Genomic DNA, 23,316 nt, shown 5'->3' on the forward strand with positions numbered 1-23,316 from the left:
CACGCTGCGCGCAAGCCGCGTAGCCGATGCGGTGCGCCATCGTGAGCGGCCGAGGCGCCGGCCAGCGACTGGCAGCCCCCCTGGAGCCGTCGCACAGTTTTCCACACCGCCTGTGGATGGACGCTGCGCAAGTCTGTGGACAACCAATGGCAGCCCTTGCGCTGCAAGGCTGCCAATCTGGCTGGTGAAAATTTCACCAGTGCGGTTATTGGGCCGTCCAGCCGCCATCGATGGCGATGGATTGTCCGGTAATGTTGCGCGCGGCAGGCGTCATCAAAAAGGCCACCGTACCGGCCAGCTCGTCGTACTCGATGAAGGCGCCCTTGGGCATCGGCTGGAGCATCACCTCGCGGATCACCGTCGCTTCGGCAATGCCACGTGTGCGTGCCTGGTCGGCGATTTGGCGCTCCACCAGCGGCGTGCGCACATAGCTGGGGCATAGGGTGTTGACGGTGATGTCGCAGTCGGCGGTTTCCAGTGCGATCACCTTGGCCAGGCCGACCAGGCCATGCTTGGCCGCGACATAGGCGCTCTTGTACGGGCTGGCCACCAGCGAGTGGATGCTGCCGATGTTGACGATGCGCCCGTAGCCGGCCGCGCGCATGCCAGGCAACACCGCGCGGGTCAGGCGTGCGGCGCCGGTGAGCATCACATCCACCAGCACTGCCCAGCGCTGCATCGGAAACTCTTCCAGCGCAGCCACCTGCTGCAGGCCGGCGTTGTTCACCAGCACCTGCGGCGCGCGCGATGCGCTGGCCAGCGCGCCCGCAATGCTGTCTTCGTCGCCCACGTCCAGCGCCAGTGCCTCGGCCGAGCCGCCAGCGTGGCGCAGCTGCTGCGCGATCTGTTCGGCGGCGGCCAGGTCCATGTCGCTGACCAGCAGATGGTGGCCGTCGCGGGCCAGGTGGGTGGCGATGCCGGCGCCGATGCCGCTGCCGGCGCCAGTGATGAGGATGTTGCGCATCGGGTGTCCTTGAAGGTCGGGAAAGCGTGCGCGGCCGGGAGCGGCCACGCTGCTCGCCAGCCTAGCGGAGTGCGGGGGCAACGGTCGCCTGCGTGGCGCGCGCGCGTTACCCTTTGCACCCCGCTTTCTTCAGGCCCCGCATGAAACGCCATTTTTCGATGCTGCGCGATTTCCAACTCGCGGACTGGTTCACCCTGGCCAATGCCTTCTGCGGTACCGGGGCGATCTTCGCGGCGATGCGCTTCCTGCAGGAAGGCCATCGCGGCGACCTGCTGCTGGGCATGGCGTTGATTCCGCTGGCCTTCGTGTTCGATGCGCTGGACGGGCACGTCGCACGCTGGCGCAAGGCCTCGTCCACGCTGGGGCGCGAGCTGGACTCGCTGGCGGACGTGATCTCGTTCGGCGTCGCACCGGCTGCGCTCGGTTATGCCTGCGGCATGCGCGGTGGCTGGGACTGGCTGGTGTTGAGCTATTTCGTCTGTTGCGGCGTGAGCCGGCTGGCGCGCTACAACGTGACTGCCGAAGAGATCGCCGGCGAGGCGGACAAGGTGCCGTACTTCGAAGGCACGCCAATTCCCACCAGCCTGGCGCTGGTGATCCTGCTGGCGGTGGCCGCCAGCACCGGGCGTGTCGGCGAGGCCCTGTGGTGGGGACAGTGGCAGTTGGGTCCCTGGCAGTTCCACCCATTGGTGCTGCTGTTTGCGGTCTCCGGCTCGCTGATGATCAGCAAGACGCTGCGGATCCCAAAACCCTGACCAGCAAAGCCCGGTACACGCGGTAGGATGGCCGGGTGGACACACCGACGAGGGGATGATGGCAAGCAGTGGCTCGGACAATGGCAATTTTCAGGACAAGGCGCGCCAGTACTGGGCGGCTTGGGGAGATGCCATGCGTCACGGCCAGGCTGGCGCCGCTGCGCAACCGCCGCCTGCAGGCGGCGATGCCCCGCAGGACTGGCGCAAGGCGGTGGATTGGTGGTCGCAGCTGTTGCCCACCCAGGCCGCACCGCAGGCGCAGGAGGCCATTGACCGCTTCCGTAGCCAGGCCGGCGACTGGTTCGGCACCATGCAGCAGGTTGCCGCGCAGTTTGCCGGGCGCGACACCTCGGCCAACGAGGTCTCCGATGCCTGGCGACGTGCCGTGCAGGGGCAGGGCGAGCAATTGATGCAATGGACCCTGGGCTCGCTGCGCGGCGGCAGCCCCGGCGGTTTCGACCCCTGGCTGCAGCAGGCGGCCCAGGCGCTGGGCAAATGGCGGGAGGAAAACGCGCCATGGCTGGACATGCCCGCGTTCGGGCTGAACCGCAATCACCAGGCACGCCTGCAGAAGCTGGCGCGTGCCCAACAAGACTTCCAGGCCCAGTCGCAGGCCTATGGCGAGCAGTTGAAGGCGGCGATCGAGCAGGCCTTTGCTCGCTTCACCAGCAAGCTCGGCGAACACGAAAGCAGCGGCAGCCAGCTGACCAGCGCGCGCGCCCTGTTCGATCTGTGGATCGAGGCGGCCGAAGAGTCCTACGCCGACATCGCGCTGTCGGACCAGTTTCGCGCGGTCTACGGCGGCTTTGCCAATGCGCATATGCGTCTGCGCGCCGCGCTGCAGGAAGAGGTGGAGCAGCTCAGCGAACGCTTCGGCATGCCCACGCGCTCGGAAATGGACGCTGCACATCGCCGCATCGCCGAACTGGAGCGGACGGTGCGGCGCATGCTGCGCAGTGCGACCAGCGCATCGGGCAAGGCGCGGGCACCTGACGCACTCGAGGCCGAGCCGGTGACGGCAGCATCGCCGCGGCGCAGGGCGGCATCGGCCGCGGGGGCGGCGCGCAAGCCGGCTGCTGCCGCGAAGCCGGTCAAAAAGACTGCGGCGACTAAGCCGGCCTCCAGCGCTGGCGCGGGTAAGGCCGCAGGCAAGTCCACTGCCGGCAAGCCGCGTGGAGCCAGGTCATGAAGGGGCCGCTGGGATTCAGTGCCGAAGACCTGATGCAGGAGACGCTATCGCTGCAGCGCAAGTTGCGCGACGGTCTCAAGTTGCTGCCCGGCGTGGAGGATGTCGATTACGGCGTCACCGAGCGCGAGGAAATCTGGCGCGATGGCAAGGTGGTGCTGTATCGCTTCGTCGGCGACCAGGCGCCGGTGGCCAGGACACCGCTGCTGATCGTCTACGCGCTGGTCAATCGCCCGTACATGGTCGACCTGCAGGCCGATCGCTCGCTGGTCAAGGGCTTGTTGAGCCATGGCCAGGATGTCTACGTGCTGGACTGGGGCTACCCGGACCGCTCCGAGCGCTATCTCACGTTGGAAGACTATCTGCTGCGCTACCTCGACGGCGCGGTGGATCACCTGCGCGAGCACGCCGGGGTGGACGCGGTGGACGTGCTCGGCATCTGCCAGGGCGGCACCTTCTCGCTGTGTTACGCCGCGCTGCAGCGGCGCAAGGTACGCAACCTCATCACCATGGTCACCCCGGTGGATTTCCACACCCCCGACAACATGCTGTCCAACTGGGCGCGCATGGTCGATGTGGATCTGTTTGTGGACACCATGGGCAATGTCCCAGCGGACCTGATGAACGCCAGTTACCTGATGCTCAAGCCATTCCGGCTCAACCTGCAGAAGTATGTCGGTCTGCTCGACATCCTCGACGACAAGCAGGCGCTGGAGGATTTCCTGCGTATGGAAAAGTGGATCTTCGATTCACCCGACCTGGCGGGCGAGGCGTTCCGCGAATTCGTCACCCTGTTCTACCAGCGCAACGGGTTGGTCACCGGCCAGGTGCGCATCGGCGGGCAGCTGGTCGATTTGCAACAGCTCGACATGCCGGTACTGAACATCTACGCAGAACATGACCACCTGGTGCCGCCGGATGCCTCGCGCGCCCTGCGTGGGCTGGTGGGGAGTGCGGATTACAGCGAGCTGGGTTTTCGCGGCGGGCATATCGGAATCTATGTCTCCGGACGCGCGCAGCGCGAGGTGCCAGTGGCGATCCATCGCTGGTTGCAGGAGCGCGACGTTGTTGCCTGATGCCGTCGATGCTGATGGGCGCGTGCCTGCGGGCGTCCACCGTCCGGGCCATGCCGTCACGGCATGCTGGCGCGCGGTTTTCTAGACTGCCTGTCACGTTCAAGGAGCCTGACCATGGCCGCTACCGGATTATCCCGTTCCCTCAACGACCGCATGATCGCCGGCGTCGTCGGCGGCATTGCGCGCCGCATGGGGTGGAACTCCACCTTGCTACGCGTGTTGTTCGTGGTGGTATCGCTCGCCTCGGCCGCATTCCCGGGCATCCTGGTCTATCTGATCCTGTGGCTGTTGATCCCGACGCAAACCGATTGAGTCCGCCGCCGCAAGGCCGGCCGGTCCTGCTGGCAGTCGGCGCGTTGTGGACGCTGCCCAACACTGTGCTTGGCCTGCTGGCCGGCGCGCTTGGAAGCTGTTTCGGTGCACGCCCACGCTGGTCCGCACGGGAGTTGGTGATCGTGTTTCATGCCTGGCCCTGGGGGCCGGGCGGGGCGATGACATTGGGTAACGTGATCCTGCTCAAGGGCGCGTCGCTGGATCTGCGCTGCAGTACCTATGCGCATGCGGCCGGGCGCTGCGAGCATCCGCCGGTGCGGCTAGGCGATCACGAACGTGCCCACGTCTATCAATACATGCTGCTCGGGCCGTTGTTCCTGCCGGTGTACCTGCTGTGTGGCGGTATCCACGTGCGCAATCCGCTGGAGCGCGCTGCCGATCGCTATGCGCTGCAAGGCTGCGGCTGGTGGCCTTGGACGTTGCGCAGCGGCTGATGATGCGAAGGCCGTGACGTGGTTCGCTGCTGGCACCCGAACGTTGGCTGGCGGTGCTCAGCGCAGCCGCGAGAAACCGAACAGCGTCGACAGCGGATGCGGCTTGCCCTCCAGCTGCGCCCGCAGCAGGCCCGCGCCAATGGCGCTGTAGGTGATGCCATTGCCGCCGTAGGCCATGGCAAAGGCCACGCGTGGCCCCAATTCCACGTGCTGGCCGAAGAACGGCAGCCCGTCGGCGGTCTCGGCGAACGTACCGGCCCAGGAGAACACCGGACGCAGGCTGACATCGGGCATGCGCTTGCCGATCTTCTGCAACAGCGTCTTCAGCTTGCCCTGGACGCGCGCATCGCGCCGCGCCGGAATATCCACGTCGTCGTCCTCGCCGCCTGCGACCACACGGCCATCCGGCGTGCTGCGCAGATACAGATACGGGCGTGAGGTTTCCCACATCATGGTGTGCTTGAGTGCTCCCATCTCGCGGTCGTGCAGCGGGTCGGTGACCAAGGCATAGCTGCTGCGGTTGCGCGCAACCCGCTGCGACAGCCACTGCTGATTGGAGTAGCCGGCGGCCATGATGACGTGCCGGGCGCGTATGCCAACGCCTTCGTCGGTGCGCAGGTGGACGTACGGGCCCTGGGGGACGACGGAGGCGATGGTGGTACGGTCGAAGATGCGCGCACCGTCTTGTTCGCATTCGGCGAACAGGCGGTAGCACAGCCGGTAGGGATCGACACTGGCAGCCAGATGGCTGAGGATTGCCCCGTCCGAGCGTACGCCGTAGTCGTGCCATAGCGCGGGGCGCGTGATCCAGTCCACCGGAAGCCGATGTGCCTGGCGGGTATCGAACTCGCGACGCAGGTCATTCACATCGCGCGCCCGGCTGGCGTAATACAGGCTGTCCTGGCGGGTGAAATCGCAGCCGCCCAGACTGTCGCATAGATCCTGTAGGTCGACGATGGCCTGCGCGCATGCGCCATACGCCAGCGCGGCCGCTGGCAAGCCGTGCCGCTTGGCCAGATCGATCATCGGCGTGTCGATTTCGTACTGCAGCAACGCGGTGCTGGCCGAGGTACTGCCCCAGCCGATCTCGCGCTGCTCGATTACCAGTACCTCGTGTCCGTGACGCACCAGCTCATGCGCGATCAATGCGGCAGTGACGCCACCCCCGACGATCGCCACTTCGCTGCTGGTGTCTTGCTCCAGGCGTGGATAGGCGCGCATCAATCCATTGCGGATCGACCAGAACGGATAGCCACTCTTGAGGTCCATGCGATGTCCTACAGAGGGGAAGGATGGCGATTGGACGGCCAGGCGGGGTGACGCGGCCGTGATGCGCGAGCTGCCTTGTGCCCGTCACCAAACCGCAAACAGCCGGCGTTAACGTGCGTGGAAAGCTCCTCACGACGCGCTGGGTATGCTCGCGTCCCTAACGTAGTAGTGCAGCAAGGGGGTCTTGTATGTCGGTCGTCCTGTACGTAGGTGGCAGCAAGGATGGCAACAAGGGCGTGGTGCCTTACGGTTTCAGCAAGTCGCGCGCCATGACCGACGCCGGCCCGGAAGTCTATGTGGAACGCATGGTGCCGCTGAAGAACCTCGGGCGGGTCAGGGTGATGGCATTGGAGTCCCTGCACGAAAGCATTCTGGTCGAACGCGCCGCGACCCACTACGCCCACCGCGCCCGCTGAGCGCGGCAGAGGTTTGGCATCGCGCTGTCAATGGGTTTCCGCGGCGGGCGCGCACTGCGAAAATGCGGTTTTCCAGTGAAGCGGGTCGCCCCGCGCCGCCATGCACGATAGCCAGCTTGCCCAGCAGATTGCCCGCACCATCGCCGATGAGATCGGTGCCCAACCCGCCCAGGCGCGCGCCGCCATTGCCCTGCTGGACGAAGGTGCCAGCGTTCCGTTCATCGCCCGCTACCGCAAGGAAGTCACAGGCGGTCTGGACGATACGCAATTGCGTAACCTGGAGACCCGCCTGACCTATCTGCGTGAGCTGGAAGACCGCCGCGCGGCCATCCTGTCCAGCATCGACGAGCAGGGCAAGCTCAGCGACGAACTGCGCAACGAGATCGCCGCCGCCGACACCAAGTCGCGGCTGGAAGATCTGTATCTGCCCTACAAGCCCAAGCGCCGCACCCGTGCGCAGATCGCACGCGAAGCCGGGCTGGAGCCACTGGCCGACGGGCTGTTGACCGACCCGACCCAGGCACCCGAGGTGGCGGCGGCGGCCTTCATCGACGCCGAGAAGGGCGTGGCCGATAGCAAGGCCGCGCTGGAAGGGGCCCGCGCTATCCTGATGGAGCGCTGGGGCGAAGATGCTGCCCTGGTTGGCGAGCTGCGCAGCTGGTTGAACGATAACGGCATCATCCGCGCGCGCGTTGCCGAGGGCAAGGAAGAGGCCGGTGCCAAGTACCGCGATTACTTCGACCATGCCGAGTCGCTGGCAAAGATCCCCTCGCACCGCCTGCTGGCGTTGTTCCGCGCGCGGCGCGAAGAGTTCCTGCATCTGGACCTGGACCCGGGCACCGATGCCGAGGCGGGGCACCAGTACGCCGAAGGCCGGGTGGCGCGCAATGCCGGTATTTCCAACGGCGGCCGTCCGGCCGACCGCTGGTTGCTGGACGCCTGCCGGCTGACCTGGCGCGCCAAGCTGCACATGCACCTGCTGCTGGACCTGTTCAATCAGGCGCGCGAAAAGGCCGAGGCCGAAGCGATCGCGGTGTTCGGCGACAACCTCAAGGACCTGATGCTGGCCGCCCCGGCCGGACCGCGCGTGGTGCTGGGCCTGGACCCGGGCATCCGCACCGGCTGCAAGATCGCCGTGGTCGATGCGACCGGCAAGCTGGTGGCCACCGAAACCATCTATCCGCATGAGCCCAAACGGCAGTGGGGCCAGTCGCTGCAGACCATCAGAACGTTGTGCATGCGGCACAACGTGGAGCTGATCGCGATCGGCAACGGCACTGCCAGTCGCGAGACCGACAAGCTGGCCGGGGAGGCGATTGCGCTGTGCGAAGGCGCCAAGCTGCAGAAGATCGTGGTCAGCGAAGCGGGCGCGTCGGTGTATTCGGCGTCCGAGTTCGCCGCCAGGGAATTTCCGGAGCTGGATGTGTCGCTGCGCGGCGCGGTGTCGATCGCACGGCGCCTGCAGGACCCGCTGGCCGAACTGGTCAAGATCGAGCCCAAGGCGATCGGTGTGGGCCAGTACCAGCACGACGTGGACCAGTATCGCCTGGCCAAGGCGCTGGAAGCGCGCGTGGAAGACTGCGTCAACGCGGTAGGCGTGTACGTCAACACCGCCTCGGCGGCGCTGTTGTCGCGCGTGTCCGGGCTGTCCAGCACGGTGGCCGACAACATCGTGCGCCATCGCGACGACAACGGCCCGTTCAAACGCCGCAAGGACCTGCTCAAGGTGCCGCGCCTGGGCGACAAGACCTTCGAACAATGCGCCGGCTTCCTGCGCATCGCCGATGGTGACGAGCCGCTGGACGTCTCGGCGGTGCACCCGGAAGCGTATCCGGTGGTCGAGCGCATCGTGGCCAACACCGGCAAGCCGATCAAGGCCCTGCTGGGCGATGGCAGCTTCCTGCGCGGACTCAAGGCGGAGCTGTTCACCGACGACCAGTTCGGTGTGCCGACCGTGCGCGACATCCTCAAGGAGCTGGAAAAACCCGGCCGCGATCCGCGCCCCGAGTTCAAGGCAGCACAGTTCGCCGAGGGCATCGAGGACATCAAGCACCTCAAGCCGGGCATGATTCTGGAAGGCGTGGTCAGCAACGTCGCCGCATTCGGCGCCTTCGTCGATATCGGCGTGCATCAGGATGGCCTGGTGCACATCTCCGCGCTGTCGGACACCTTCGTCAAGGATCCACGCGATGTGGTCAAGGCCGGCGACATCGTCAAGGTCAAGGTGCTGGAAGTGGATGTGGCGCGCAAGCGCATCGCCTTGACCCGACGGCTGTCCGACACGCCACCGCCGGCCGATGCCGCCGCGCAGTCGCGCGATACGCGTGGCACCGGCGGGCCAGGGCAGGGGCGTCGCGACGGTGGTGGTCGCGGGACGACCACGGCCAACAGCAAGCCACGCAGCAGTGCCCCGCCGGCCGACAATGCACTGGCCGCCGCCTTCGCCCGCGCCAAGCGCAGCTGACCGCTGACGTTGCGCCCCGGTGACATTGCCGGGGCCGGCGTTGCCCTGCAGCGGCGACCGACGCGTGCTGATACATGCGACCGGCTGCGCAAGGAAAATGTTGAACGATCACTTCCCAAAGACATTTTTTGTCGTTATGATTGCCGGCTAGCAGCAACGCGGGGCCATAGCTCAGCTGGGAGAGCGCCTGCATGGCATGCAGGAGGTCGGCGGTTCGATCCCGCCTGGCTCCACCACTTCAGACATTAGGCCGTCTGGATTGGACAACGAGGTTTTGATACGCGTCCCCATCGTCTAGAGGCCTAGGACACCACCCTTTCACGGTGGACACCGGGGTTCGAATCCCCGTGGGGACGCCAATCATCTAGAGCCCTGGCATTGCCGGGGCTTTTTTCATTCCTGCACCGCAGAATCGTGCTCGCGTATTGCATGAAGGTGTGGAGCGTCCGTGCCTGTCGCAACGCGCCCAAGCAAAAAGCCCCTCCGGGGTTGCCGGAAGGGCTTTGCTGGTACTGCAGTATCCTGGTGCCGAAGGTGGGACTCGAACCCACACGCTTTTAAGGGCGGCGGATTTTGAGTCCGCTGCGTCTACCGATTCCGCCACTTCGGCGTGGTCCCGCAGTATAGCGTCTTGGCAATGAAACGAACAGTGTTGCCATGCGCCTGACGAATTCAGCTGCAAGCGAAGGCGGCAGCGCCGTAGCCGACCCTGCCCGATATACTGGCCGGCTTCGGTGAAGGAGTCAGTAATGTCGGCGTTGCATGAAGTTCGAGTGCTCGTGGTCGAAAACGATGACATGAATGCCATGCTGCTCGATCTGCAGCTCGTCCACGCCGGCGCGATCGTGGTCGGTCCGGTCGGTCACGTCGAAGAAGCCATGCAGCTGATCCGAACCAATGCGCCTGATATGGCGGTGCTGGATTACCGGCTGGCCAACGGCGAAACCAGTGAGCCGGTGGCGCGGCTGCTGTCCGAGCGCGGCATTCCGTTTGTGCTGGCCACCGGCGTGGCCCGCGGCAGCATCCCGGGTGGCTTCGAGCGCGGGGTCATTCTCACCAAGCCTTATCTCGCCAGCGAACTGGTTGCCGCGTTGTCGCGCGCGCGGCAAGCGAGCGGCAACAACGGCTGAGCGCGCGTTCGGCCAGGTTGCCACTAGAATCCTGGCAACGAAGAATCATGGGTGGGTCGCCGGATGGAGATCGCAGCGGCGTTTGCGGGGCTGCTGCCCCAGGCGAGCGAGACGGCCGGCTTGTTGCTGCTGGCCGACGATGTCGCCGACACGTCGCTACGCGAGATGGCGGCGTTGCGCACCACGCTCTCGGTGTGCCTGCATGCGCGGCATCCGATGGTGTTGGTCTGGGGCGAGGACGCGCGCTGCATCTATAACGATGCCTGCATTGCGCTGCTGGGTGGCTGGCATCCTGCGGCCTTCGGGCAGCCATTGGCACAACTGCCGGTCATTGCCGTCACCCATGGCGGGGCTGGCGATGCCTGCCCGCTTGCGGATCTATCGCGCTGGTCGTGCAGCCCGGTGTTTGAGGGCGACCGCCAGGTAGGCGCGCTCTACGTCGCCCCCGTGGCGGCGGACGGCATGCCCCCGGCGTGCGCTGACAGCACCGTCGATCGTGCCGAGGTGGCCGCGACCTCGCGGGCGAGGGCGCTGGCGCAATCTCCCGCGTTCATGGCCGTGCTGCGCGGCCCCGACTATGTCATCGAACGCATCAACCAGCGCTTTCGCGACATGGTCGGTGAACGGCCGCTGCTGGGGCGGCCCTTGCTGGAGGCGATTCCGGAGATCATCGATCAAGGTTATCCGGACCTGCTCGACGAGGTGTGGCGCAGCGGCCAACCCTTCATTGGCGAATCGATGAAGGCCTACCTGCGGCGTACGCCTGGCAGTGCGCTCGAAGAAGCCATCGTGGATTTCCTGTACCAACCGATGCGAGACAGCGATGGCCGCATCGCTGCGATCCTGTTGCACGGCTTCGACGTGACCGCGCAGCGGCGCATCGAAAGCCGTGACAGCTTCCTGCTGGCACTTGAAGATGCGTTGCAGCACGTCTCCGATCCTGGCCTGATCGTCGATGCCAGCATGCGTCTGCTGGCAGACCATCTGCAGGCCAGCCGCTGCGCATTCGGGCTGGCCGCCGCCGACGGCAGCAGCATGCATGTGATCGGCGACCAGGCGCAGGACGTGTCGGGCGCGCAAGGTGACTTTCCGTTGGAGGCGGTGCACGGCCTGCGCGATGCGCTGCTGGAAAACCGTCCCTGGGTCTCCACCGACTTGCTGGCGCCGGGTGCGCCGGCGTCCATGCTCGAACAGTACCGGCGCTCCGGTCTGCGCGCATCGCTGGCGATTCCGTTGCACAAGCACGGGCGGCTGGTCGCGGCCGTCGGCGTCCACCAGCGCACGCCACGGCACTGGCTGTCCACCGACATCGAACTGGTGCGACTGGTCGCTGCGCGTTGCTGGGAATCGATGCAGCGCGCCAGGGCACAACAGCAGCTGGCCGCGAGCGAGGCGCGCCTGCGTCGGTTGGCCGACACGCTGCCGCAGATCATCTTCATCGCCGGGCCGGATGGGCAGCCGCATTATTTCAATCAGCGCTGGTACGAGTACACCGGCCTGGATCCGGCGGCCAGCACGGCGGATGCGTGGCAGCAGGCGCATACCGCCCATGGCCTGCAACGGTCGGTGCAGACATGGCGGCAGGCCTTGCAGCATGAGCGCGCGTACGAGGTCGAATGTGAATTGCACGGCCGCGACGGCCAGGCGCGCTGGCATCTGGCACGCGCCCTGCCGGTACGTGGCGACGACGGCGGCATCAGCGAGTGGATCGGCACCTACACCGACATCCACGACCGTCGCGCCGTCGAACAGCAACTGCGTGAAAGCGAGATCCGTTTCCGCGCGCTGTGCGAGACCGTGCCGGCGATGATCTGGATGGCCGACGCGCAAGGCGATTGCGTGTACTGGAATCCACGGTGGTACCACTTCACCGGCCAGGGCGAGGACCAGGCATTGGAGCAGGGGTGGTGGGATGTGGTCCACCCGGACGATGCCGTGCGGGTGCGCCAGACATTTGCCCAGGCGCTGGAGCAACGTGGCGAATTCGTCGCCGAGTATCGGGTGCGCCGTCACGACGGGCAGTATCGGTGGTGCATCGACCACGCATCGCCGCATTGCGCCAGCGACGGTCGGTTTCTCGGCCACATCGGCTCGCTGACCGACATCTCCGAGCGCAAGCTTGTCGAAGACGCCACGGCGTCCGACCGCGCGATCCTGAGCCTGATTACCACCGGCGCGCCGCTGCGGGTGGTGCTGGATGCCATTGCGCAGAGCGTGGAGGCGCGCGGCGAGATTGCGCTGTACTGCTCGGTGATGGTGCGCGACGAGGTTCGCCACAGCTTGCGGTTCGGGTCGGCCGTGCATTTTCCGCACGCGCATCCTGGCCCGTTCGATGCAGTGCCGATTGCTGCGGATGGGCCGCCCTGCGCGCGCTCGGCGCATCTGGGCCGGCAAGTCATCTGCGCCGACATCCAGGCCGACCCCGGCTTCAGCCGCCAGCATGCGATTTCCACAACGCTGGGGATCGCTGCGTGTTGCGTCACGCCGATTTTGGCCAGCAACGGCCAGGTGCTGGGCACCCTCAACATCTATTACGACCGCCCCCATCTGTCCTCGCTGCGCGAGCAGGCCATGGCCCGCTCGGCATCGCACCTGGCCGGCATCGTCATCGAGCGCGCCCGCGTGGACGCCAAGCTCAAGCAATCGTTGCAGGCGGAGACCGCCGCCCGTAATCAGGCCGAGCATGCCAACCGGGTCAAGGACGAGTTCCTGGCTACGCTCAGCCACGAATTGCGCACGCCGCTCAACGCAATCCTGGGGTGGTCGCGGCTGATGCAGTCGCAGGCGATGGAATCGACCAAGCTGGGCAATGGCCTGGCCATCATCGAGCGCAGTGCGCGCGGGCAGACCCAGATCATCGACGACCTGCTGGACATGAGTGCCATCCTCTCGGGCAAGCTGCGCCTGCATGCCGAGCATTTCGACATCGCCAACCTGGCACGCAGTGCGGTGGAGCTGATGCAGCCGGCCGCGCTGGCGCGCGAGATCACGCTGGAGCTGGATGCGCCGGCCGGCTGCGAACTGTGGTTCTTCGGCGATGCCGGGCGGCTGCAACAGGTGCTGACCAACCTGCTCAGCAACGCGCTCAAATTCACCGCTGCCGGTGGCTCGGTGCGGGTGGTACTCGATGTCGAGGACGGCGGGCTGCGGCTGTGCGTGCACGACACCGGCATCGGCATCGCGCCCGATTTCCTGCCGCATGTCTTCGATCGCTTTCGGCAAGCCGACGCCGGCACCACGCGCCGTGTCGGCGGACTGGGATTGGGTTTGTCGATCTCGCGACAACTGGTGGACCTGCATGGCGGCAGCCTGGGTGCGTCCAGTGCGGGCGAAGGCCAGGGCTCGGTCTTTACGGTCGTGCTGCCATTCCAGCATGGCGTCACCGATCTGCGCCCGGCCTCGGCAACACCGGCGGCGCCCGGCGCGTCGTCGGCCGACTGCCATGATCGCCTGCGCGGCGTGCGCATACTGCTGGTGGACGATGATCAGGATTCCCGCGACGCGGTCTTGCACTTTCTGCAGCAAGCCGGCGCACAGGTGCAGGCTGCGGGCACGGTGGACCTGGCCGAACGTCACCTGGCCGATGCCTGCTTCGATGTACTAGTCAGCGATATCGCCATGCCGCAACGCGATGGCTACGACCTGATTCGCAGCCTGCGTGGCGGACTGGCGCCGCTGCATCGGCATCTGCCAGCGATTGCGCTCACCGCCTATGTGCGCGACGAGGACCGCGACCGGGCCGTGATCGCCGGTTTCGATGCGCACATGGGCAAGCCGGTGGATCCACCCGGCCTGGTGGATCTGATCGAACGCTTGCTGGCCACCGGGCGCGCGCTGCCGGTGTAGTCGCAGGCCGTCATGCGGGCAACGGCAGGACATCCGTACCAACGAGGTCGTTCGCAGCAGCTTGCCTGTTGCAGCATGCTGCTGCCTCGTCTGGGGAAACGACAACGCATAAAAAACCCCGGCAGTGCCGGGGTTCTGGATGATTGGCGTCCCCACGGGGATTCGAACCCCGGTGTCCACCGTGAAAGGGTGGTGTCCTAGGCCTCTAGACGATGGGGACGCGTATCAAAACCTCGTTGTCCAATCCAGACGGCCTAATGTCTGGAGTGGTGGAGCCAGGCGGGATCGAACCGCCGACCTCCTGCATGCCATGCAGGCGCTCTCCCAGCTGAGCTATGGCCCCACGAAACTGAGAACGAAATGATAGCGGCCTGTTAATGTTCGCGCAAGCGCTTTTTCATTCCGATTGAGACGGCGCGCGCGTGGGGCATGCGCGTCATTGGACGCCGTGCAGGTCGCGCAGCTGTGTCTGGCGCGACCCGAAGTAAGCGGCGAGATCGGCAATGTCCTGGTCGCTGAGCGCAGTGGCCTGCGCGGTCATCAATGGATGCTGGCGATCGCCGCTGCGGTACGCCTGCAGCGCATGCGCCAGATAGTCGCCGTATTGCCCGCCGAGCTTGGGATAGCTGGGGTCGATCGGTACGTTGCCGTCGGCACCATGGCAGTCCACGCAACTCTGCCCAGTGGCTTTGCCCTTGGCATGCGCAAGCGTGTCGCCGGCGTTTGCACGACCGGTGGGCAACCCGGCCGAGGAACTGGAGCCGTGTTCGCCGCTGGCATGGCCGGCATCGCCGGCGGAATGATCGGGGGATTCGACCTGGGATTGGGAGCAGGCCGCCAGCGTGAGGGCAGCGACCAGGACGATGGCTAGACGCGGAGCGTGCAGGGCGTTCGGCATGTGGGCGCTTATTTGAGAGTGGACAGGAAGGCGGAGATGTCGGCGATGTCCTGCTCGGAGAAACTCTGCGCCTGGGCCTGCATGGTCGGATGCTTGCGCTTGCCCTGGCGGTATTCGATCAGCGCCTGGGTCAGGTATTGGCCGGACTGGCCCCCGATCTTGGGCACGCGATAACTGGGGTAGGCATTCTTGTAGCCGGTGACGCCGTGGCAGCCCTGGCAGGTGTAGGCGAGCAGGCGGCCCTTGGTCGGATCGCCGGTGGGCGCGGCAGGCGCCGCTGTGGCAGTGGCAGGCACTGTCGTGGAGGCAGGCGTCGGCGTGGCCGGTGCTGCAGGGGTAACTGGCGGTGTCGCTGATGCGCCCCCAAACGGCAGGAAGACGACCAGAGCGAGACAAGCGGCGAGCGGCTGCGGGCGCATGGTTTCGTATCCGGAAGACTGATTGAGCGTCCGCACGTGGGGGCGTGACGGAACCGGACCGAGTATGCCTGCGATTTGGCGCGGCGCAAACCGGGTGAATACGCGAAGTTGAACAGACCATGACCTTTGGCGCATTGGCGACATGAGTATCCAGGTGGTCTACTTGCCTACAACACCTGTTCACGCATCCACTAGGACACGACGATGTCGCCACTCTCCTTCCTACCCCGTTTCAGCGGCCCCTGCGTTGCGGCGCTGTTGATGACCACCAGCCTGGTATTGGGCGGTTGCAAGGCTGGCGACGGCCAGGCCAAGGCAGCGGACGAAAAGAAGGTCGTGGATGCCGTGCCGGTGGAGGCGACCAAAGCCGCGCGCCGCGCGGTGGCTGCCAGCTACACCGGTACCGCAGCGCTGGAGCCGCGTGCGGAAGCGCAGGTGGTGGCCAGGACCTCCGGGGTGGCGCTGGCGGTCCTGGTGGAAGAAGGCCAGAAGGTGGCGGCCGGCCAGGCGCTGGTGCGGCTGGACCCGGACCGTGCGCACCTGGCCGTGGCACAGACCGAGGCGCAGTTGCGCAAGCTGGAAAACAGTTATCGCCGCGCCACCCAACTGGTGGGCCAGCAATTGGTGAGCGCAGCCGATGTGGACCAGCTCAAGTTCGACGTGGAAAACAGCCGCGCGCAGCACCGGCTGGCGTCGCTGGAGCTGTCCTACACCACGGTGCAGGCGCCGATTTCCGGTGTGGTTGCCTCGCGCTCCATCAAGACCGGCAACTTCGTGCAGATCAACACGCCGATCTTCCGCATCGTCGACGATTCGCAGCTGGAGGCCACGCTCAACGTGCCCGAGCGCGAACTGGCAACGCTCAAATCCGGCCAGCCGGTGACCTTGCTCGCCGATGCGTTGCCGGGCCAGCAGTTCGTGGGCAAGGTGGACCGCATTGCGCCGGTGGTGGATTCGGGCAGCGGCACGTTCCGGGTGGTGTGCGCCTTCGGCAAGGGCGCCGAATCGCTGCAGCCGGGCATGTTCGGGCGCATCCGTATCGATTACGACCAGCGCAAGGACGCCCTGGTGATTCCGCGCCTGGCGCTGCTGGACGACGGCGAGCCGGCGGTGTTTGTGGTGCGCAATGGCAAGGCCAGCCGGGTGCCGGTGAAGCTGGGCTACGCCGAAGGGCCGTGGCTGGAAGTGCGGCAAGGCCTGAAGGAAGGCGACCAGGTGGTGACGGCCGGCAAGGTGGCGCTGCGCGATGGCACCACGGTACAGGTGATCGGCCAGCCGGATCGCAAGCCGGTGGCGGCCAAGGCTGTGGCCCCCGTGCGTGATGAGACCAAGGCATGAGCGAGCACGCCAACCCGCACGGTCCCGTGCACGACCCACATGCGCCATCGCCCGGTGGCGTGCTGGTCGCCTTCGCCACGCGGCGGCGGGTGACCATCGCGATGATCACCGTGACCATGCTGCTGTTCGGCCTGATCGCGCTGCGCAGCCTCAAGGTCAATCTGCTGCCGGACCTGAGCTATCCCACGCTCACCGTGCGCACCGAATACACCGGCGCGGCGCCGACGGAGATCGAGACGTTGGTGACCGAGCCGGTGGAGGAAGCCGTTGGCGTGGTCAAGAACCTGCGCAAGCTCAAGTCGATCTCGCGCACCGGGCAGAGCGATGTGGTGCTGGAGTTCGCCTGGGGCACCAACATGGACCAGGCCGGGCTGGAGGTACGCGACAAGATGGAAGCGCTGTCGCTGCCACTGGAAACCAAGCCGCCGGTGCTGCTGCGCTTCAATCCGTCCACCGAGCCGATCATGCGCCTGGCGCTGTCGCCCAGGCAGGCGCCTGCTTCTGACGCCGATGCGATCCGCCAGCTCACCGGGCTGCGCCGCTACGCCGATGAGGACCTGAAAAAGAAGCTCGAACCGGTGGCCGGCGTGGCGGCGGTCAAGGTCGGCGGCGGGCTGGAAGACGAGATCCAGGTGGATATCGACCAGCAGAAGCTCGCCCAGCTGAATCTACCGATCGACACCATCATTACCCGGCTCAAGGAGGAGAACGTCAACCTCTCCGGCGGGCGGCTGGAAGAGGGTTCACAGCGCTATCTGGTGCGTACGGTCAATCAGTTCGTGGATGTGGAGGAGATCGGCAACATGCTGGTCACCACGCAGAGCAGCAGTCGCAGCGCCGCCGATGCAGCAATGCAGCAGATGTATGCAATCGCCGCCTCCACCGGTTCGCAGGCGGCGCTGGCGGCGGCGGCCGAAGTGCAGAGCACCTCCTCGTCGTCTAGCAGCAGCATCGCCAGCGGCATGCCGGTGCGATTGAAAGATGTGGCGCAGGTACGTCAGGGTTACAAGGAGCGCGAGGCGATCATTCGCCTGGGCGGCAAGGAAGCGGTGGAACTGGCGATCTACAAGGAAGGCGATGCCAATACCGTGTCCACGGCAGCGGCGCTGCGCCAGCGCCTGGAGCAACTGAAGGCGACGGTGCCGGGCGATGTGGAGATCACCACCATCGAGGATCAATCGCACTTCATCGAACATGCGATCAGCGATGTGAAAAAAGATGCAGTGATCGGTGGCGTACTGGCAATCCTCATCATCTTCCTGTTCCTGCGCGATGGCTGGAGCACCTTCGTGATCAGCCTGTCGCTGCCGGTGTCGATCATCACCACGTTCTTCTTCATGGGCCAGTTGGGGCTGAGCCTCAACGTGATGTCGCTGGGTGGCCTGGCCTTGGCCACTGGCCTGGTGGTGGACGACTCCATCGTGGTGCTGGAGAGCATCGCCAAGGCGCGCGAGCGCGGCCTGAGCGTGCTGGATGCAGCCATGGCCGGTACCCGCGAGGTGAGCATGGCGGTGATGGCCTCCACCCTGACCACCATCGCGGTGTTCCTGCCGCTGGTGTTCGTCGAAGGCATTGCGGGGCAGTTGTTCCGCGATCAGGCGCTGACGGTGGCGATCGCCATTGCGATCTCGCTGGTGGTGTCGATGACGCTGATTCCGATGCTGAGTTCGCTCAAGGGCGCGCCGCCGATGGCGTTTCCGGATGAGCCGAGCCACCCGCAGTGGCAGCCCGAGCAGCGCTGGCTCAAGCCGGTGGCGGCCGGTCGTCGCGGTGCAGGGACCAGTGTGCGCTACGCCTTCTTCGGCGCGGCGTGGGCGGTGGTGAAGCTGTGGCGCGGGCTGAGCAGGGTGGTGGGGCCGGTGATGCGCAAGGCCAGCGATGTGGCGATGGCGCCGTATGGCCGCGCCGAGCGTGGCTATCTGGCCATGCTGCCGGCGGCCTTGCGCCGGCCGTGGTTGGTGCTCGGCCTGGCCGCTGCGGCATTCATCGGCACCGTGCTGCTGGTGCCGCTGCTGGGCGCGGACCTGATCCCGCAGCTGGCGCAGGACCGCTTCGAGATGACGGTGAAGCTGCCTTCCGGCACGCCGCTGGCGCAGACCGATGCGCTGGTGCGCGAGTTGCAGCTGGCGCACGACAAGGACCCGGGTATCGCCTCGCTGTATGGCGTCAGCGGCAGCGGCACGCGGCTGGATGCCAACCCCACCGAAAGCGGCGAAAACATCGGCAAGCTCACCGTGGTGATGGCCGGTGGCGGTAGTGCGGAAGTGGAAGCGGCGACCACGCAGCGGTTGCGTGGCAGCATGGTGGTGCATCCAGGCGCGCAGGTGGATTTCGCGCGGCCGGCATTGTTCAGTTTTTCCACGCCGCTGGAAGTGGAATTGCGCGGGCAGGATCTGGGTGAGCTGGAACAGGCTGGGCAGAAGCTGGCCGCACGGCTGCGCGCCAATGGTCACTATGCGGACGTGAAGTCCACGGTGGAAGAGGGTTTCCCGGAAATCCAGATCCGCTTCGACCAGGAGCGCGCCGGTGCGCTGGGGCTGACCACGCGGCAGATTGCCGATGTGATCGTCAAGAAGGTGCGCGGCGATGTGGCCACGCGCTACAGCTTCCGCGATCGCAAGATCGATGTCCTGGTGCGTGCGCAGCACAGCGACCGTGCCAGCGTGGAGGCGATCCGTCAGTTGATCGTCAACCCCGGCAGCAGCCGGCCGGTGCGTCTGGCGGCAGTGGCCGAGGTGATGGCAACCACCGGTCCCAGCGAGATCCATCGTGCCGATCAGACGCGGGTGGCAATCGTGTCGGCCAGCCTGAAGGACATCGACCTGGGCGGTGCGGTGCGCGAAGTGGAGACGATGGTGCGCAAGGACCCGTTGGCCGCCGGCGTGGGCATGCATATCGGCGGCCAGGGCGAGGAACTGGCGCAATCGGTGAAGTCGCTGCTGTTTGCGTTCGGGCTGGCGATCTTCCTGGTCTATCTAGTGATGGCCTCCCAGTTCGAATCGCTGCTGCATCCGTTCGTCATCCTGTTCACCATCCCGCTGGCGATGGTGGGTGCGGTGCTGGCATTGCTGATGACCGGCAAGCCGGTGTCGGTGGTGGTGTTCATCGGCCTGATCCTGCTGGTGGGCCTGGTGACCAAGAACGCCATCATCCTGATCGACAAGGTCAACCAGTTGCGCGAAGAGGGCGTGCCCAAGCGCGAGGCCTTGATCGAAGGCGCACGCTCGCGCTTGCGGCCGATCATCATGACCACGCTGTGCACGTTGTTCGGCTTCCTGCCGCTGGCAGTAGCGATGGGTGAGGGTGCGGAAGTGCGTGCGCCGATGGCGATCACCGTGATCGGTGGCCTGCTGGTGTCCACGCTGCTGACCTTGCTGGTGATCCCGGTGGTGTACGACTTGCTGGACCGTCGTGCCGATGCCTACTACCTGGAGCGCGGCCGGCGCATGGCGCGTCGGCAGGCGCCGGAAAGCGGCCATGCCGACGGCCTGGAGGCGTTATGAGCGTTGCCGCTTTCAGTATCCGCCGCCCAGTCACCACCATCATGTGTTTCGTCTCGCTGGTGGTGGTGGGGCTGATCGCCGCGTTTCGGCTACCGCTGGAAGCCTTGCCGGACATTTCCGCACCGTTTCTGTTCGTGCAGTTGCCGTATACCGACTCCACCCCGGACGAGGTGGAGCGCAACCTGGTGCGGCCGGCGGAAGAAGCCTTGGCCACGATGACCGGCATCAAGCGCATGCGCTCGACCGCCACCGCCGATGGCGCCAACATCTTTATCGAGTTCAGCGACTGGGACCGCGATATCGCCATCGCCGCATCGGATGCGCGCGAGCGGCTGGACGCCATCCGCGACGATCTGCCGGACGATCTGCAGCGCTTCCATATCTTCAAGTGGTCCAGCAGCGACGAACCGGTGCTCAAGGTGCGCCTGGCCAGCCAGGCCGACCTGACTGGTGCGTACGACATGCTCGACCGCGAGTTCAAGCGGCGCATCGAGCGCATCCCCGGCGTGGCCAAGGTAGAGATCTCCGGCGCACCGCCAAACGAGGTGGAGATCGCGATCACGCCGGACCGGCTCACCGCGCACGACCTCAGCCTCAACGATCTGAGCGAGCGTCTGGGCAAGCTCAATTTTTCGGTGTCGGCCGGTCAGATCGACGACAACGGCCAGCGCATCCGCGTGCAGCCGCTCGGCGAGCTGCGCGACCTGCAGGAACTGCGCGAGCTGGTGCTCAATGCCAAGGGCCTGCGCCTGGGCGATATCGCGCAGGTGCGCCTCAAGCCCACGCGCATGAACTACGGACGCCGGCTGGATGGGCGCCCGGCAATCGGCCTGGATATCTACAAGGAACGCAGCGCCAACCTGGTGGACGTCTCGCGGCTGGCCTTGAAGGAAGTCGAAGACATCCGCGCAGAACCTGCGATGCGCGACATGCAGATCAAGGTGATCGACAACCAGGGCAAGGCGGTGACCTCGTCGCTGGCCGAACTGGCCGAGGCCGGCGCGGTCGGCCTGCTGCTGTCGATCACGGTGTTGTTCTTCTTCCTGCGGCATTGGCCATCGACGTTGATGGTGACGCTGGCAATCCCGATCTGCTTTGCGATCACATTGGGCTTCATGTACTTCGTCGGGGTCACGCTCAATATCCTGACCATGATGGGGCTGCTGTTGGCAGTGGGCATGCTGGTGGACAACGCCGTGGTGGTGGTGGAAAGCATCTACCAGGAACGCGAGCGCCTGCCAGGGCAACCGCAACTGGCGGCGCTGCTCGGCACCCGCAACGTGGCGATTGCGCTCAGCGCCGGCACCTTGTGCCATTGCATCGTGTTCGTGCCGAACCTGTTCGGCGAGACCAACAACATCAGTATCTTCATGGCGCAGATCGCGATCACCATCTCGGTGTCGCTGCTGGCCTCGTGGCTGGTGGCGATCAGCCTGATCCCGATGCTGTCGGCGCGCATGAAGACGCCGCCGATGGTGACCTCCGAGCGCGGCATCATCGCCCAGCTGCAACGGCGCTATGCACGCATCCTGACGTGGACGCTGGCGCACCGTGGCTGGAGCGTGTCCGGAATCGTCCTGGTGAGTGCGATCAGCCTGGTACCGATGAAGCTGACCAAGGTGGACATGTTCGGCGGGGATGGCGGCAACGAAGCCTTCATCCAATACCAGTGGAAGGGCTCGTACACACGCGAGCAGATGGGCGAGGAGGTCGGCCGCGTCGAGCAGTATCTCCAGGCCAATCGCGCCAGGTACCACATCACCCAGATCTACTCGTGGTTCAGCGAGGTGGAAGGCGGCAATACCGTAGTGACCTTCGACGCGGGCAAGGTCAAGGACCTGCCGCCGTTGCTGGAAAAGATTCGCAAGGCGCTGCCACGCTCGGCAAGTGCCGATTACAGCATCGGCAACCAGGGCGGCGGTGACGGCAGCGGCAACCAGGGCGTGCAGGTGCAACTGGTGGGCGATTCGACCGAGGCGCTCAAGGCGCTGGCCGACGACGTGGTGCCATTGCTTGCGCAGCGCAAGGAGCTGCGCGACGTGCATGTGGATAACGGCGACCGCACCAGCGAACTGGCGATCCGCGTCGACCGCGAACGCGCCGCGGCATTTGGCTTCAGTGCCGAGCAGGTGGCCAGTTTCGTGGGCCTGGCGCTGCGCGGCACGCCATTGCGCGAGTTCCGGCGTGGCGATAACGAGGTACCGGTGTGGGTGCGTTTTGCCGGCGCCGAGCAGAGCAAGCCGGAAGACCTGGCCGGCTTCACCGTGCGCACCAAGGATGGCCGCAGTGTCCCGCTGCTGTCGCTGGTGGACGTGCAGATCCGGCCTGCCGCTACCCAGATCGGGCGCACCAACCGCCAGACCACGCTGACCATCAAGGCCAATCTGGCCGACAAGGTCACCATGCCGGAAGCGCGTGCGGCGATGGAAAAACCGCTCAAGGCCATGCGCTTCCCGGCCGGTTACAGCTATACCTTCGACGGCGGCGACTACCAGAACGATGGCGAGGCGATGGGCCAGATGGGGTTCAATCTGGTGATCGCGCTGGTGATGATCTACGTGGTGATGGCGGCGGTGTTCGAATCGCTGCTGTTCCCGGCGGCGATCATGAGCGGGGTGCTGTTTTCGATCTTCGGGGTGTTCTGGCTGTTCTGGATCACCGGCACCGCGTTCGGGATCATGTCCTTCATCGGCATCCTGGTGTTGATGGGCGTGGTGGTGAACAACGGCATCGTGATGATCGAGCACATCAACAACCTGCGCCGCCGCGGCATGGGGCGCACGCAGGCGCTGGTGGAGGGCTCGCGCGAACGGCTGCGGCCGATCATGATGACCATGGGCACTGCCATCCTGGCGATGGTGCCGATCTCGTTGACCAGCACCACCATGTTCAGCGACGGCCCGCCGTACTTCCCGATGGCCCGCGCCATCGCCGGTGGCCTGGCGTTCTCGACCGTGGTGAGCCTGCTGTTCCTGCCGACGATCTACGCGATTCTCGATGACATGAGCAGCGGTGCAGCGGCACTGGTGCGACGTGCGCGTGGTGTGCCCAAGGCGATGCCGTCCAATGCTGCGTTGGAGTCCTGAGCAACGCACTCAGCAGGACTCGACAAGGTCACGCGCATCCAAGCACCTCTCCCGTCGGGAGAGGGGTTGGGGTGAGGGTACGGTGTCCCGGTTAGTGCCGAGCATGCGGCTGTCAGTCACTGACTTCGGCGGCAGGCGGCAGCGCAACCGGGCATGAGGGTCGGCAGGGATTAGTGTAGAAAACAGCCAAAAGTGAGCT

The 23,316-nt window shown here is 65.8% G+C and carries 15 protein-coding genes, 5 tRNA genes and 1 pseudogene; 14 read left to right on the top strand and 7 right to left on the bottom strand.

Going from position 1 to position 23,316, the window contains the following annotated elements:
- Window positions 1–205: 205 nt before the first annotated feature.
- Window positions 206–964, bottom strand: a complete 759-nt coding sequence (locus tag ACCQ13_RS11190) for a 3-hydroxybutyrate dehydrogenase (protein WP_104604961.1) — start codon at window positions 962–964, stop codon at window positions 206–208.
- 140 nt (window positions 965–1,104) lie between these two features.
- Between ACCQ13_RS11190 and ACCQ13_RS11195 the strand changes: the two genes are divergently transcribed.
- The 5 genes from ACCQ13_RS11195 (at window position 1,105) to ACCQ13_RS11215 (ending at window position 4,748) form a co-directional block, all read left to right on the top strand.
- Window positions 1,105–1,719, top strand: a complete 615-nt coding sequence (locus ACCQ13_RS11195; RefSeq protein WP_167526901.1) for a CDP-alcohol phosphatidyltransferase family protein — start codon at window positions 1,105–1,107, stop codon at window positions 1,717–1,719.
- A 55-nt stretch (window positions 1,720–1,774) separates the two neighbouring features.
- Window positions 1,775–2,908: a class III poly(R)-hydroxyalkanoic acid synthase subunit PhaE gene (gene phaE / locus ACCQ13_RS11200; RefSeq protein ID WP_104604963.1), complete on the top strand. Its 1,134-nt coding sequence runs from the start codon at window positions 1,775–1,777 to the stop codon at window positions 2,906–2,908.
- Window positions 2,905–3,981, top strand: a complete 1,077-nt coding sequence (locus tag ACCQ13_RS11205; RefSeq protein ID WP_104604964.1) for a class III poly(R)-hydroxyalkanoic acid synthase subunit PhaC — start codon at window positions 2,905–2,907, stop codon at window positions 3,979–3,981. The genes phaE and ACCQ13_RS11205 overlap by 4 nt, the downstream gene beginning before the upstream one ends.
- A 114-nt stretch (window positions 3,982–4,095) precedes the next feature.
- Window positions 4,096–4,293: a PspC domain-containing protein gene (locus ACCQ13_RS11210; protein WP_104604966.1), complete on the top strand. Its 198-nt coding sequence runs from the start codon at window positions 4,096–4,098 to the stop codon at window positions 4,291–4,293.
- Window positions 4,290–4,748 carry a hypothetical protein gene (locus ACCQ13_RS11215; RefSeq protein ID WP_167526902.1) on the top strand — a complete coding sequence of 153 codons (459 nt, stop codon included), beginning with the start codon at window positions 4,290–4,292 and terminating at the stop codon, window positions 4,746–4,748. Before ACCQ13_RS11210 ends, ACCQ13_RS11215 begins: the two co-directional genes overlap by 4 nt.
- A gap of 57 nt (window positions 4,749–4,805) precedes the next feature.
- Here the strand turns inward: ACCQ13_RS11215 and ACCQ13_RS11220 are convergent, their stop codons facing one another.
- Window positions 4,806–6,017: an NAD(P)/FAD-dependent oxidoreductase gene (locus tag ACCQ13_RS11220; RefSeq protein ID WP_159407192.1), complete on the bottom strand. Its 1,212-nt coding sequence runs from the start codon at window positions 6,015–6,017 to the stop codon at window positions 4,806–4,808.
- 188 nt (window positions 6,018–6,205) lie between these two features.
- Here ACCQ13_RS11220 and ACCQ13_RS11225 point away from each other — a divergent pair, with 188 nt between their 5' ends.
- From ACCQ13_RS11225 to ACCQ13_RS11240, 4 genes are all read left to right on the top strand, one after another.
- Window positions 6,206–6,433 (top strand): hypothetical protein, encoded by a 228-nt coding sequence (locus ACCQ13_RS11225; RefSeq protein ID WP_104604972.1) that lies wholly within the window; start codon window positions 6,206–6,208, stop codon window positions 6,431–6,433.
- 100 nt (window positions 6,434–6,533) lie between these two features.
- Window positions 6,534–8,897: a Tex family protein gene (locus tag ACCQ13_RS11230; protein WP_104604974.1), complete on the top strand. Its 2,364-nt coding sequence runs from the start codon at window positions 6,534–6,536 to the stop codon at window positions 8,895–8,897.
- A 160-nt stretch (window positions 8,898–9,057) separates the two neighbouring features.
- Window positions 9,058–9,133, top strand: a tRNA-Ala gene (locus tag ACCQ13_RS11235).
- Between the two features lie 47 nt (window positions 9,134–9,180).
- Window positions 9,181–9,256 (top strand) — tRNA-Glu (locus ACCQ13_RS11240).
- A gap of 164 nt (window positions 9,257–9,420) precedes the next feature.
- Here the strand turns inward: ACCQ13_RS11240 and ACCQ13_RS11245 are convergent.
- A tRNA-Leu gene (locus ACCQ13_RS11245) sits at window positions 9,421–9,507 on the bottom strand.
- Window positions 9,508–9,646: 139 nt separating this feature from the next.
- Here ACCQ13_RS11245 and ACCQ13_RS11250 point away from each other — a divergent pair.
- Window positions 9,647–10,027 carry a response regulator gene (locus ACCQ13_RS11250; protein ID WP_104604976.1) on the top strand — a complete coding sequence of 127 codons (381 nt, stop codon included), beginning with the start codon at window positions 9,647–9,649 and terminating at the stop codon, window positions 10,025–10,027.
- Window positions 10,028–10,555: 528 nt separating this feature from the next.
- Window positions 10,556–13,873 (top strand): annotated as a pseudogene (locus ACCQ13_RS11255) (PAS domain S-box protein); the annotation flags it as partial.
- A 144-nt stretch (window positions 13,874–14,017) separates the two neighbouring features.
- On the opposite strand, the gene ACCQ13_RS11260 reads toward ACCQ13_RS11255, so the two are convergent.
- The 4 genes from ACCQ13_RS11260 to ACCQ13_RS11275 form a co-directional block, all read right to left on the bottom strand.
- Window positions 14,018–14,093 (bottom strand) — tRNA-Glu (locus tag ACCQ13_RS11260).
- A gap of 47 nt (window positions 14,094–14,140) precedes the next feature.
- Window positions 14,141–14,216: transfer RNA gene (locus ACCQ13_RS11265), tRNA-Ala, on the bottom strand.
- Window positions 14,217–14,309: 93 nt separating this feature from the next.
- Window positions 14,310–14,771 (bottom strand): c-type cytochrome, encoded by a 462-nt coding sequence (locus ACCQ13_RS11270; RefSeq protein ID WP_167526903.1) that lies wholly within the window; start codon window positions 14,769–14,771, stop codon window positions 14,310–14,312.
- An 8-nt stretch (window positions 14,772–14,779) separates the two neighbouring features.
- Entirely contained in the window at window positions 14,780–15,190 is a 411-nt protein-coding gene (locus ACCQ13_RS11275; protein ID WP_104605575.1) for a c-type cytochrome, read from the bottom strand.
- 204 nt (window positions 15,191–15,394) lie between these two features.
- On the opposite strand from ACCQ13_RS11275, the gene ACCQ13_RS11280 reads away from it, so the two are divergent.
- The 3 genes from ACCQ13_RS11280 to ACCQ13_RS11290 are packed head-to-tail and all read left to right on the top strand — an operon-like array spanning window position 15,395 to window position 23,117.
- Entirely contained in the window at window positions 15,395–16,528 is a 1,134-nt protein-coding gene (locus tag ACCQ13_RS11280; protein WP_104605573.1) for an efflux RND transporter periplasmic adaptor subunit, read from the top strand.
- Window positions 16,525–20,031: an efflux RND transporter permease subunit gene (locus ACCQ13_RS11285; protein ID WP_372372064.1), complete on the top strand. Its 3,507-nt coding sequence runs from the start codon at window positions 16,525–16,527 to the stop codon at window positions 20,029–20,031. Before ACCQ13_RS11280 ends, ACCQ13_RS11285 begins: the two co-directional genes overlap by 4 nt.
- Complete coding sequence (locus ACCQ13_RS11290) at window positions 20,028–23,117, top strand: efflux RND transporter permease subunit (RefSeq protein WP_159407193.1); 3,090 nt, start codon at window positions 20,028–20,030, stop codon at window positions 23,115–23,117. The genes ACCQ13_RS11285 and ACCQ13_RS11290 overlap by 4 nt, the downstream gene beginning before the upstream one ends.
- The last annotated feature ends 199 nt before the right edge of the window (window positions 23,118–23,316 follow it).

Origin of the sequence: Xanthomonas sp. NCPPB 1638, from assembly GCF_041475635.2 — a bacterium.
Taxonomy (GTDB): domain Bacteria; phylum Pseudomonadota; class Gammaproteobacteria; order Xanthomonadales; family Xanthomonadaceae; genus Xanthomonas; species Xanthomonas cucurbitae.